This window comes from Legionella qingyii (genome assembly GCF_003184185.1).
In genome coordinates this window covers 1-11,894 of sequence record NZ_QHJG01000060.1, presented here as the reverse complement: position 1 = coordinate 11,894, position 11,894 = coordinate 1, and the positions used below count along the sequence as shown (strand labels likewise).

Genomic DNA, 11,894 nt, shown 5'->3' with positions numbered 1-11,894 from the left:
CCACGCGTTACTACATCACGTCCTTACCTTATAAAAAACACAGAAAAATGTACCAAGCGATTAAAAAACGAACCAGCTAATTGATTGAAGCGATGAATGTCTCTCTATGACCTTGCCCTTTGATTTTATTTTCTCAGGCTATCAGTAATAGATTTCGCAAAACCTTTAAGCGATTCAACAATATCCTGCTCTTTGTTGTCATAATTTCGGATGAAGAAACCAGATTTATTGGTTGCAAAAAGAGATTGTTCCGGTATAACTTCTCTTTCTGATGAATCAAGAAAAACAACTTTATTTATAGGTGAAAGAATAGATTCCCAAGCTTTTTTTTGTTTTGGGGACATCTTAGTGAGTTCATCAATACTGATATAAAGTGTTTGTAAATGGGTTAATGAACTCTTCAAATTATAAATTTCCTCAACAGCTAATTGACCGATGTCATTATCGCTAATATTCAAAGAAGTAATATTTTTAGGTAACTTTCTAATTAAGTTAATTTTGCTGCCCAGATTATTGTTGCTTAAATCAAGATGCTCTAAGTTTGCGGGGAACGCCGCACATAGGGTTTCTAGTTCTTCTTCGCTCTTTCTATCCAATTTGTTGTAGCTCATATTTAATGATTTTAAACCTATAAGAACAGCTACCGCCTTGTTGAGCTGCTTATTAATATCAATACCTAAATTGTTAGAGCTCAGATCCAATGACGTTACTTGAGTTGAGACAAAACCTTTTAATCCAATATCTAGCCTTTTTTGAACATTAAGGTCATTAAAACTTAAGTCTACATGAGTAGCATGCTTTAATGATAAGAAAACAAGCGCAGCATCTTCTCCTGATTTTTTTCCTAAACTGTTTCCACGTAAAGTTACAAATTTTATTTGGTCATTCAGGTGACTTAATGCTACTTGCAATTCGAAATTTGATCTTTTACCAAAATTATTCCATCCCATATCAATATGTTTTGTGTTTTTGTTTATTTTAAAAATAGAGCGCATTAACATATCGCCATTTACATTAGTTAATCCAGAGAGGACGGTTTCTCCGGTACTTGCATTAAAATAAAGCATATTGAACTCCTTCTAAGGGCCATCTACAGTTATAAGCGCTAAAAGGATAGCATTAAAGTAATTGAGTCGATTTGATTTAGATCAATGAATGTTTTTATATAAAAAACTACTTTTTCGAGTGAGATGAGCTCCGGCCCGGGGCTTGGTAAAAAAGGGCATGTTCAATTTTATTCCTCTTAATTCTAGATTGTAATAGCATTGTCTGCCGTAATCTGGATAACTCGAAAACATTATAATCGTTGATATTTTCTCTGAAGTACGCCGATAAAATTGATAAAATAGCTTTGCTATAATTGACTTCTTCCATAAATAGCTGGTTCAGAATATCAGCACATCTGGGGCAGGACTTAAATTTCGAATAGAACAGTTTTTATTGAGTTTGGGGTTACAATTCACGATTCAGGGCCTGACCCTGACCTATCCATATTTATATTTAACTGGTAAACAAAACTCCCTATTTGTTTGACCTTTAATTTCGCCAACGTGTTGCGTTTGCTGACTATAGTTGCGCAGGCTAGGGAGCAGGACCCGCTTATTTTTTAGTTGCGAACCAAGCGGTGACGCCAACAACTGTTGCAGTCAGTATGGTAGCTGAAACTTGGTTTCGTTCCCAGAAGCTTAGGTTTGTACGGACTATTTGGGGAGATCCTTGATACTTGATTGATTTACTTGGATTGTTTTGGATAATTTGCTGTACTTGATCCAGACAATCTGGTGAATAGCGCTTTATTATGCGTAACCCTTTCTCATTTTTAGCTAACAGTGCTTCCTTGATAAGAGTGGAACCATTAGGTGCTTTCAAAGCCATATTCAATGCTTTAGATAAAGTAGGTGGCGCATATTGGGCAATTACTTTGAGGTTATTTACAATTTCTTTTGCAAGAGGCTCGGGGTCATGTACATTCCATTTACTGGCAATATCTAATGTTTGAGATAAGGAATTGGGGCTGTAACGTGCAACAAGGTAAAGGAGTGTTGAATTATGTTTATTTTTCTCTAGGATGCATTTTGCAAGCTGCTGTGGGCCATTCGCTGTTTTATTAAATAAACTAAAAACTCTTGGTAAAAGCTCTGGGAAGTCCGCGGCAATATAGTGTAAAGCGGACCAATCCTCATCGTCCTTAGATAGAAGGGCTTGAGTTATGAGCTCGCAATCGTTTAACGTCTGAGTAGCCTTATCCAATGCGAGCTCTAAAGAAGCTGGAGCATAGAATAAAATTGTTTTTAATCCTATTTCTTTATCCTCATCTTGGGTTAACAGTGCTTGAACAATCAGTTTATCACCGTTTTTTGCTTTGGCTGCCAATTCTAATGCCTTCGGTAATGCTCCGGGAACGCTCTTGGCAATGCATTGTAATCCTGTTCCATTGCTCTGACATAGAAGACCTTGCGCAATAACTTCGCCCGCAGAGGGAAGATTCTCAACCTGTTCCAATACGTTCTGGAGAATATCAGGACACCATTTTGCTATAATAAAGAGGCCATCCTCAGTTAATCGATCGAGCATCTCAAAAGGTTTAAGCGTGCTCAATAGAGGAAGGGATATTTTTTTTTCTGAATTAGTACTGGCAATTACAATTGCTATTGATTGACCTAGAATTCGGAATACTTCATTCACTGCGACGAGTTTATTTGGAAAATATTTACGACATGTAGCGGGCGAAGTTTGATCATAGTTAGAGTTATATACGGACCATGACCCGTTTTTGAAGCTTACACGAATTGTATGTGTAGGTGAATTGATAATGGCGATTGTATCTGTGAAGTCATTTTCGTTCAGTAACCTTATGAGTTCGTTTGTAGTTAATTTACCTGCAGTTATTTTTCTTTGTTGAATTTTTTTGACGATACCTTGTTTGCTTAGAATTTCAAAATGATGCTCTGTAGGAGACAAGAGCGTATATTGATTGAGATTACTGGTTTTAAAATTTTTATCAAAACAGGCATGGTTCGAAATTACATAAGGTAATAATCGGTTAAAAAGTGTTTTTAGCTTAATTTTTTTCTTATCTATAGGGGGAGATTGTAGCGATTGTTGTTCTTTTTCTTTTTTAGTTTGCCAAAAAGAATCTTCTTCAGATCCCGGTAATTCAATGAGTTTATCAAGTGTTGATTCCTGCTCATCCCAATTTGCAACAGCTGCTTTTGCATGATCCCACCACTTTAATTTCCCAATGTGATCCATCGCTCCATCAATGACGCTAAAACCCAGGCAATGTCCCTTCTTGAGGGCGGTGCGTAAATCATACAGATCTTTTTGAATTGCTGTTACTTTGTCCTGATAATTCTTAGGAAATTCTTCTTGCAACTCTTTAATTAGCTGAATTTCAGTTATTTCTAAGAATTTAATAAATTTCTTTAAAATAATACGCTGGGTCATAATAAATCAGCTTTTCATATAAATAATTCATCATATCTGTTCGATATTAATTCAATATTAAATTGGTCTTGCAATATAAATGAAATTTTCGCAAAGCAAATTTTCTAAAATTGAAAATCTTGGTTGGCATGTCAGAATAAGGTTATTAAGAGTGCAAGTCGCATAAATTAGGTAACACGGCACAGGATTAAATACTATTTCTTGTTTCTTGGTTGGAACTACACAAAAACAATAAAGCTGTGATTAGATCATGGCTTTTCAAAACTAATATGTTTGAATTGTTCCGATACAGTATCTTTGAGTAAAGCATCTATCTGCGCCGCAAAAGGCTCATAGAATGATGGGCGGCGAGGAAAAATCCGGTCGTTTATCCAATAAATCGGCCATCCATCAGTAGTTTCAATACAATCTTTAGCAAAATTTGTAATTTTAAATTTTTCTTCAATTTGAATACAGCCACGTAAAAAGATATCAACATAGGATTGGACAATTGGAAAGTCTTTGGTAGGAAGTTGATTTTCCGTTGAGGCTATAGTGTATATCCAAACTTGTTTTTGGGTTGAAAAGTTGGAAGATTGAGAAAGGAATACGATGTTATCTGGATTAATCTGTTCTCTGCAATAAAAGCTTTCTCTTTTATCATAACTTCTGATTTTTTCCGGCTCGCTCACTTTGTAACTTACACCAATAAAAGATGAGCTTTTATTTTTAATGGCAGATAAAAACGTGGCATTAACTCCAGGTAAATTACCGTGTCCTGCCCAAATTCTCTTATATCCTTTTATCAAAATAGGAACACTCTCTTCAGCAGATGGATCTGTTCTTTTTTTAGATGTCTCATCAATTAAACTTCCATAGCCGACAATATATTGTGGAATATTAGGATTAATGTCTGGGTGACAGTCCAAAGCAAAAGAAGAAAAAGGGATTAGAGTCAAGAAAAGTAAAGTGAATTTCTTCATAAATCGTACAACGTATTAGATAATTATTTTGTTTCCTTTGCATCATGATTCATTCAATTTGCACCCTAAAATGATAATTTGATTTTTGAAAAACTCCAAAAATCCTTGATTTTATTGGTCGGAGTGACAGGAATTGAACCTGCGACCCCTGCCTCCCGAAGGCGAATATAATAAATTCCCAATGTATCTCCATGTATTCCCATGTAAAAAATATTATTTAATTTCATTGAGTTATATTTATTATTGATGCACTGCTATTTATTGTTATGTTACACTTTACAAAAAAATAGCACTTTATATGCACTTTATAATTGGACAGGCAGTGCCTGACCAAATACAGTCAATGGGATACCAAATGTCGAACAAGATTATTAATGCATCACAACTTCATCTAGATACATCATATCAAAACTTATTAACTGAAATAAAAGAAAGGTTAAAAAAAGCCCAGATTCGTGCAGCTATAGTAGTAAATCATGAATTAATTAAATTTTATTGGGATATTGGGAAACTCATTATTCAAGAACAAAAGAAAGCCCAATGGGGAGATAAGCTATTTGAAATTTTATCTAACGATTTACGCAGAGCTTTCCCTAATACAGAGGGATTTTCTAAAACAAATCTGAAGTATATGCGTCTTTTTGCACTTAATTATCCAAATGGTGAATTTAGTCAGGCACTGCCTGACCAATTAACTTGGACACATCATATTGTATTAATTCAGGCTTTTTCGGCTGAGCAAGCAAACGTAAAACACTGGTATGCCCAAAAAACTATTGAAAATGAATGGTCTTATCGTGAACTTCAAAAACAAATAAAAAGTGATCTTTACAGCAGGCAAGCGAAACTAGAACATAAGACAACTAATTTTAAAGACAAGCTTCCAGCACATCATTCGCATTTGGCTCAAGAAATGATTAAAGATCCATATAAGTTTCATTTTTTGTCTGTAGGAGAGGAAGCTCATGAAAAGGATATCCATGATGGGCTACTTACTCACGTAAAAGAATTTCTTATGGAATTAGGGCAGGGCTTTGCTTTGTATGGGACCAGGCATCCTATTATAGTTTCAGGGAAACGTTTCGAAATTGATTTATTAATGTATAACACCAAACTTCATGTTTACGTGGTCGTTGAACTCAAGCGAGGAGAGCTTAATCCTAAAGACACAGGTCAATTAAATTTTTATTTATCTGCTGTTGATGAGCAATTAAAAATGGCCGAAGACGGCCCAACAATTGGTTTATTACTTTGTGAAAAGAAGGATAAAGTTATTGCTGAATATTCATTAAGGCGTGTCAGTAGTCCAATGGGAATTGCAGAGTATGAGCTAAGCAAAGCACTAACTGAAAAACTTAATAATGTTTTACCTACTACAGAAGAAATAGAATCAGAGTTGAGTGCCTATACACAAAGTAATAAAGATTTAGGAGATGATGATGATAGCAAGAATCAGTAATTCCCTAATAAAAACTTTAATTCCTAATGAAAAAAAAGCCTATGATGTTCGAGACATAAATTTAAAAGGTTTTATATTACGGGTCCATCCGACAGGAAGTATGGTTTATTTGTGTCAGTATGCACGCGGAGGCCGTGTTAATCTTGGAAAAGCAGGGGTTATTTCTGCTGCACAAGCTCGAGAAAAAGCAATTGAAGTATTAAACAATTATCATAAAGGTATTAAACCAGAAGTAAAAAAAGGTGCTAATAAACCTAGAACACTAAAAGAATTCATTGAAAGTGATTATAAGCCTTGGGTTCTAGCTCATCATAAAAGAGGTGAGGAAACGCTTGCAGCTTTAAACCGTTGTTTTAATACCATGTACTCCAAACCTTTAACAGAAATAACTCCCGCACTTTTGGAACAATGGCGGGTGAAGCGTGTCAATGCAGGCACTGCTCAAGCTACTATTAATCGTAATATTACCACTCTTAAAGCTGTTATAACCAAAGCAGTGGATTGGGGTTTTCTAAAGGAAAATACTTTAAGAAATTTAAAGCAATTTAAAATTGATCGCTCTCCAAAGGTTAGATACCTTTCGGTTGATGAGGAATCTCGCTTGCGACAGGCTCTTTTGGAGAGAGAAAATAAGTTAAAGCAAGATCGAATGAATGCAAATAAATGGCGCACAGTTCGTGGGTATCCTCTGTATCCTGAATTTGGGAATGGGGAGTATTTTGATTATTTAATGCCTATGGTACTTATTTCAATTAATACAGGCTTGCGAAGGGGAGAGCTTTTTAATTTAACTTGGGAAATGGTAAATCTTACTGAAAGATCAATTCTTTTGGATGGTGAAATTACAAAAAATAATAGCTCACGTTTTATCCCTTTAAATGATGAAGCATACCGTGTAGTAAAACAGCTATATGAAAAAAGTGCCATTAAAAATGGTCTGGTTTTTTTAAGTAAAAATAATCAGCCGTTCAATCACGTGAAAAGATCTTGGGCCTCACTTTTAGAAAAAGCTCAAATTACTCGGTTTAGATGGCATGATTTACGTCATCATTTTGCAAGTAGGTTAGTTATGACAGGTGTCGACTTAAATACAGTTCGCGAGTTAATGGGGCATTCCGATATTAAAATGACTTTACGATACGCGCATTTGGCTCCTGAGTATAAAATTAACGCAGTAAAAAAAATAGATTGGATGCATCAAAGTATTAATTAATTTTATGAAGTTCAAACAGACCTGGTTGCATTTAAATGTAAAAATAATTCAATTATCATTTATAAAAAGAGTTTGTTAAGGAGAGAATGTGAGTACATCTGATGAGGCTTTGGTGATAGATGCAGCTGAAAAATATGGATTTAACATAGAATTCAAAACAAAAAATCTATTTCAAATGAAAGGATATGACACTGAAATTAATAAGTTTTATTATTATGAGGGCGAACTTTTAGCGGTAGATGTTCAAGCTGAATTAAATGACAGATTATTTTTAATTGAATGCAAAGGTACGGCTAGCAATTCGATGTTAATCCTAATTAAAGACCCCGATAAATCAGAATCTATATATGTAAGAAGAGAAATTGATAATAATAGTAGAATCATGGGATTTCGTGGTGCTGGCCTTTTCTGTACATTTACTGGCGATTTTTTTAGTAAAGAACAAAATAAGTTAAAAAAATTATCAAAAAATGACACAGAAAACAATTTTTATAAAGCCCAAACTCAGCTTACTAATGCAATACATGCAGTATCTTGGGACATTAAGCAAAAATCCCCTACCGAAGAAAAACCGATCCACATAATGCCACTCATTGTTACAAATGCGCAGATATGGGTAATAGATTATGAACAAGATCCTATATCTGCGACGAATCATAAGTGGGTTAAGCATAAAGTGGTTTCTAACAAATTACCTATTTTCCTGAAGGGCGATAGAATATTTACTTATATAGTTAATATAGTTAATGTAAATTATTTACAAGAGTTTCTCGATAAAAGTTACAATATGAACCGTTCGTATGGCACTGTCGATACCTTAAACAATACTTTAATATAATAAGGAAGCTTGCATTGGTTTGCTAATGTAATTTATCAAAATTTTCATTTGTATTTTTCTATGTCACTTTAAAAAAGTGGTTAAATAGTGAAGGTTACCTTTACTATGCTTGTTTGCCTTGATTAAATAAAATTCGTTTCGACTCCTCCGATAAAACTTGATCAACTTGTATATCCTTAGCTGCATCATAGGCACGTTGAACTGCAGGACGTTTTTTTATATGTAAAAACCATCTTTTTAAATCAGGAAAATCATCTAAATTTTGTTGTTGTTTTTCATAAGAAACTATCCATGGATAACATGCCATATCAGCAATTGAGTATTCATTTGCTATAAACTCTCGATTAGCTAAATGCTTATTAAGAACACCATATAATCTGGCAGTTTCTCTGACATAACGATCCACTGCATAAGTTAGATTCTTGGCATGCTGACTAAAGTGATGATTTTGCCCTGCCATAGGACCTAGTCCACCAACTTGCCAAAAAAGCCATTGCAAAATTTCATAACGATCATGAACATTTTTAGACAAAAAATGACCTGTTTTTTCTGCTAAATACAGTAAAATAGCACCTGATTCAAAGATTGATATAGGATTACTGCTGTCTTTAGGGTTATGATCAACTATGGCAGGAATTCGATTATTGGGGGATATCCGTAAGAACTCTTCGGAAAATTGTTCTCCCTCAAAAATATTTATGGGTATTAGCTTGTATGGGAGACCGGATTCCTCAAAAAATATTGTAATTTTATGGCCGTTTGGGGTGGGCCAGTAATACAGATCCATCATTATGTAAGTCCTTCAAATAGGTGTAAATTAATTAAGTTATTATACTTAAGAAAATTATGTATTACACATGCTATTTTTTTGGACGTTTCTTTTTCGGTTCAGGGAGTTCTGATGCCGTAAGTCTAACTAGGTGAGTTAACCATTCACTATCTTCCAGCAAGTCACCAGATATGAGTAAGTAAGGTTTTGCACCTGGATATGGAATATCTTCAATGTAGTTATTAATGAATGCCTTACCAGCCTTAGTTGGCTTGATAAATAGTTGATCATCACAAACTAAAGCTATTACTTTTTCATGATAGTAAATTGCATATTCTCCAAACATTTTTTTCGCACGGATCATGTTAGTATCTGCGATTTGATCAAGAATAAAATCGATAGTACTTTGTTTAGAGGACATAAGTAATTCCTACGTTAATCCGGTTTTTTAAATTTCCACCGATGCCAAATAACAGGAGTTACTGCTAAGATTTTTTTTGAGAAGATAACAGGATCTTCAATTACTGTCTGAGCATTCAAACATACTAATGCATAGCCATTTTTTCTTTGTACTAAGCGACGAAAATAAATACCCTCGCTAATTTCCACAATACAATCATTTCCAATACATTTTTGTATTTCTGAAGTATCCATATACTGAATACCTCCTACAAAATCACCTTTAGAATAAGTTGGTTCCATAGTGTCGTCAGAAACCATGATTACTATAGCGTTCGGGTTGTTTGATTTAAAAAACTCTATTTCTTTCTGAATAGCGTTTTCTTGGGTAAATAAAGGGGCAATGTCTTTATCCAGAGTTGGAAAAGGAACAAATTCAGAGGCAACAAGGCTTGGACTTTTTCCTGAACCATTAAGAAGCCACTGTGTTGAACAACTTACCCCAGTACTATGAAAGATTTCTACAAGCTTAGAAGCTGCTTTTTCTGTTAAAGGATTTCTACCTAGCTCCCAAGATTGTAGGGTATGCATACTAATACCATATTTTTGCTCTAAATCTTTGCGAGAGATTCCAGCCAAGCTTCTAGCCGTTTTAATGCGACGTCCGATATTTATTCGTTGATCTTCAATATTTTGTTCCATAAAAAACCCAATAGACCCTTATGAAAATTATACCATATTTTGGTATAAAATTATTTACATATACGTATAACAGGTATAATATTGCTTCAATACATATCATGACGCACGGAGAAGCGTAATGCCTCGAACAAGCTGTATTCCTCATCCAGAGAGTGAACGACTATTGTTAATACGCAAGTGGCAACTTAACGCTTGCGAAAAAGATGCTTGTGCGGCGGCTTTACTAAATTTATTTGAATATTGGCACAATATCAAGCTTGAACAAAAATCCCAAGCTCAAAGCTACAATGAGGTTGCTCAAAGACATGGTGATAATAGTTCACAAATTGAAACTTTATTGCAATGGCATACATCAGAACAATTAGAATCTTCTTTATTAAATATTTTTAATAAAAGGCGTATTCAAAAGGCTATTGAAGTATTAGAAAATTTAAAGTTTATCTCTATACATCGAAATCCGAACCCAAGGTATTCATTTGATAAAACAAGATTTTTTTTATTTCATCCAAATGAAGTTTGTGCTTGGTTAAAGGATTATTCCGCAAAAAAGCCAAATGTTAATGAAGACAAGTCTTTCGAAAATACTTCATCGATGGTGCAAAATGATCTGATCGATAGGGACGATTTGCACCTATCGATAAGTGAGAATTGCACTTACGATGATTACAAAAGTGATCTACCAGAAGAGCAAATTGCTCCAACCATAGGAGCAAATTGCACTCAGCAATATACAAAGAATACATACCAAGATTACTTACAGAAATTACCTACACAAATAAACACACGTTTTGATGCTTTTGGTGTCTTCTGGGATAAATGGGTTGAGTTTACCAATAAGCCAGTTAATAAAAAGAGATCTTCAGAAATTTTTACAAGGATAGTTAAAAGTTTAGAAGACCCTCTGATGCGCGAGATCTTGGATGCTTTAGAAAAACAAAAGCAGGAAAAAGACCTACGTCAGCGGTTGAATCTGTTTGTTGCCCAATGGCCTGATCCCTCAGGTTGGCTTAAAGAAGCGCGTTGGGAAGATGAAGTTTATTTAGACGAAGCATTTTATCAATCTGAATTGCTAAGACGAAATTCTGGGTTAACCCAAAGTAAACAAGTTATGAAACAGCAAAGGGAGTGTTACTTAGATGTCCAATACAAATCTAGTGTTACTCGAAACCAAGACAAAAACTCAAATGACATCGCCAATAGACATGATGCAATCCAGCAATTTAATGAAGAGTTCAGAAGTCGAAAACGAAGTTCGTGAAGCAAAGCTATCAGATCTTGAGGTAATTAATTTAACAGAATGGCTTATCTTTAAAATTAAAATTATTTACAGCCGCACTATCTATGAGGGAGATAATCCCACGGAAGCATCAGCTATTCGACAAGAATGGCAGGACTTAGTATGTAAAATAGGTAAAAAGGGAATTTTAGGAACAATTGATTATCTTTTATCAGGCCATCATTCTGTTCCTTCATTTCCGCCATCGCCTGTTGAGTTTAGAAAATGTTACAGAACTCATGTAGCACCTACTGTTAGCAAGGTACATATAATTAAAAAACAAAAGAACCTCTCAGATCTGCCAAAAGAGCAGAACCAAGAAGGATATATACAATTTCAAGAGTTACTAAAAAAACTGAAACCAAGTTATTTGGTAAGTAAGAGGGAATAAGTTATGAAAATATTCTTATATCAATAAGCGTAATTTCTCGCGAATTTAGCGAATCAATGACTGGCAAATAATGAGCAAAATTGTGCTTAGGGATTTCTACAACCTTAAAAAGGAGAAAACAGTGAAGAAGAGGAAAAAAATAACATGTTTGATGCAAAAGAGTTTAGGTGTTTTGGGAATGATTGTTTTATCAAGCAGTGTGTTTGCGAATGATCTTTTATCCAAAGCATTGGAAGGTGATGTCAAGGATTCATTAGGAAGTGGTTCAATGTTTTGGAAAGTGTTTATTTTGGTGGACATTATTTTAGCTACTGCAATGGCTGTTAAAAGTAAGAATCCGATGGTTTTTGTTGGTGTTACTGCAGTGGCCTTTATACCTGCATTTTTATTGAAAACATTCGTGTTTTAAGGAGGAAGCAAACGATGAGCAACATGAAT

General features: G+C 34.6%; 12 protein-coding genes. 6 read left to right on the top strand and 6 right to left on the bottom strand.

Features of this window, described 5'->3' with window-relative positions; translation table 11 throughout:
• Positions 1-125: 125 nt before the first annotated feature.
• From DGG96_RS20035 to DGG96_RS20025, 3 genes are all read right to left on the bottom strand, one after another.
• Entirely contained in the window at positions 126-1,067 is a 942-nt protein-coding gene (locus DGG96_RS20035) for a leucine-rich repeat domain-containing protein (RefSeq protein ID WP_110144240.1), read from the bottom strand.
• A gap of 532 nt (positions 1,068-1,599) precedes the next feature.
• Positions 1,600-3,447: a hypothetical protein gene (locus tag DGG96_RS20030; RefSeq protein WP_110144239.1), complete on the bottom strand. Its 1,848-nt coding sequence runs from the start codon at positions 3,445-3,447 to the stop codon at positions 1,600-1,602.
• Between the two features lie 248 nt (positions 3,448-3,695).
• Complete coding sequence (locus tag DGG96_RS20025; protein WP_110144238.1) at positions 3,696-4,409, bottom strand: gamma-glutamylcyclotransferase family protein; 714 nt, start codon at positions 4,407-4,409, stop codon at positions 3,696-3,698.
• A 355-nt stretch (positions 4,410-4,764) separates the two neighbouring features.
• Between DGG96_RS20025 and DGG96_RS20020 the strand changes: the two genes are divergently transcribed.
• The 3 genes from DGG96_RS20020 to DGG96_RS20010 all read left to right on the top strand — a co-directional run bounded on the left by DGG96_RS20020 (position 4,765) and on the right by DGG96_RS20010 (position 7,919).
• The gene (locus DGG96_RS20020) at positions 4,765-5,868 is read left to right on the top strand and encodes a PDDEXK nuclease domain-containing protein (protein ID WP_110144237.1); all 1,104 of its coding nucleotides are present in this window, start codon (positions 4,765-4,767) and stop codon (positions 5,866-5,868) included.
• The gene (locus DGG96_RS20015) at positions 5,849-7,081 is read left to right on the top strand and encodes a site-specific integrase (protein WP_110144236.1); all 1,233 of its coding nucleotides are present in this window, start codon (positions 5,849-5,851) and stop codon (positions 7,079-7,081) included. The genes DGG96_RS20020 and DGG96_RS20015 overlap by 20 nt, the downstream gene beginning before the upstream one ends.
• A gap of 88 nt (positions 7,082-7,169) precedes the next feature.
• Positions 7,170-7,919, top strand: coding sequence for a hypothetical protein (locus DGG96_RS20010; protein ID WP_110144235.1), 750 nt, complete (start codon positions 7,170-7,172; stop codon positions 7,917-7,919).
• Between the two features lie 103 nt (positions 7,920-8,022).
• On the opposite strand, the gene DGG96_RS20005 is transcribed toward DGG96_RS20010, so the two are convergent.
• The 3 genes from DGG96_RS20005 to DGG96_RS19995 all read right to left on the bottom strand — a co-directional run bounded on the left by DGG96_RS20005 (position 8,023) and on the right by DGG96_RS19995 (position 9,789).
• A complete protein-coding gene (locus DGG96_RS20005) occupies positions 8,023-8,709 on the bottom strand; it encodes a glutathione S-transferase N-terminal domain-containing protein (RefSeq protein ID WP_110144234.1) in 687 nt (228 codons plus the stop codon).
• A 70-nt stretch (positions 8,710-8,779) separates the two neighbouring features.
• On the bottom strand, positions 8,780-9,109 hold the full coding sequence (locus DGG96_RS20000; protein WP_110144233.1) for a TfoX/Sxy family protein: 330 nt from the start codon (positions 9,107-9,109) through the stop codon (positions 8,780-8,782).
• 14 nt (positions 9,110-9,123) lie between these two features.
• Positions 9,124-9,789 (bottom strand): helix-turn-helix domain-containing protein, encoded by a 666-nt coding sequence (locus tag DGG96_RS19995; protein WP_110144232.1) that lies wholly within the window; start codon positions 9,787-9,789, stop codon positions 9,124-9,126.
• 118 nt (positions 9,790-9,907) lie between these two features.
• Here DGG96_RS19995 and DGG96_RS19990 point away from each other — a divergent pair, with 118 nt between their 5' ends.
• From DGG96_RS19990 to DGG96_RS19980, 3 genes are all read left to right on the top strand, one after another.
• The gene (locus DGG96_RS19990) at positions 9,908-11,047 is read left to right on the top strand and encodes a hypothetical protein (protein ID WP_110144231.1); all 1,140 of its coding nucleotides are present in this window, start codon (positions 9,908-9,910) and stop codon (positions 11,045-11,047) included.
• Positions 11,013-11,456, top strand: a complete 444-nt coding sequence (locus tag DGG96_RS19985) for a hypothetical protein (protein ID WP_110144230.1) — start codon at positions 11,013-11,015, stop codon at positions 11,454-11,456. Before DGG96_RS19990 ends, DGG96_RS19985 begins: the two co-directional genes overlap by 35 nt.
• 121 nt (positions 11,457-11,577) lie before the next feature.
• Positions 11,578-11,865, top strand: coding sequence for a hypothetical protein (locus tag DGG96_RS19980; protein ID WP_110144229.1), 288 nt, complete (start codon positions 11,578-11,580; stop codon positions 11,863-11,865).
• The last annotated feature ends 29 nt before the right edge of the window (positions 11,866-11,894 follow it).

Bases quoted from the DNA above. Each gene is read 5' to 3' on its own strand.
- DGG96_RS19995 (WP_110144232.1), bottom strand. From the start codon at position 9,789: ATGGAACAAAATATTGAAGATCAACGAATAAATATCGGACGTCGCATT.
- DGG96_RS20005 (WP_110144234.1), bottom strand. From the start codon at position 8,709: ATGATGGATCTGTATTACTGGCCCACCCCAAACGGCCATAAAATTACA.
- DGG96_RS20035 (WP_110144240.1), bottom strand. From the start codon at position 1,067: ATGCTTTATTTTAATGCAAGTACCGGAGAAACCGTCCTCTCTGGATTA.
- DGG96_RS20030 (WP_110144239.1), bottom strand. From the start codon at position 3,447: ATGACCCAGCGTATTATTTTAAAGAAATTTATTAAATTCTTAGAAATA.
- DGG96_RS20020 (WP_110144237.1), top strand. From the start codon at position 4,765: ATGTCGAACAAGATTATTAATGCATCACAACTTCATCTAGATACATCA.
- DGG96_RS20000 (WP_110144233.1), bottom strand. From the start codon at position 9,109: ATGTCCTCTAAACAAAGTACTATCGATTTTATTCTTGATCAAATCGCA.
- DGG96_RS19985 (WP_110144230.1), top strand. From the start codon at position 11,013: ATGAAGAGTTCAGAAGTCGAAAACGAAGTTCGTGAAGCAAAGCTATCA.
- DGG96_RS19990 (WP_110144231.1), top strand. From the start codon at position 9,908: ATGCCTCGAACAAGCTGTATTCCTCATCCAGAGAGTGAACGACTATTG.
- DGG96_RS20025 (WP_110144238.1), bottom strand. From the start codon at position 4,409: ATGAAGAAATTCACTTTACTTTTCTTGACTCTAATCCCTTTTTCTTCT.
- DGG96_RS20015 (WP_110144236.1), top strand. From the start codon at position 5,849: ATGATAGCAAGAATCAGTAATTCCCTAATAAAAACTTTAATTCCTAAT.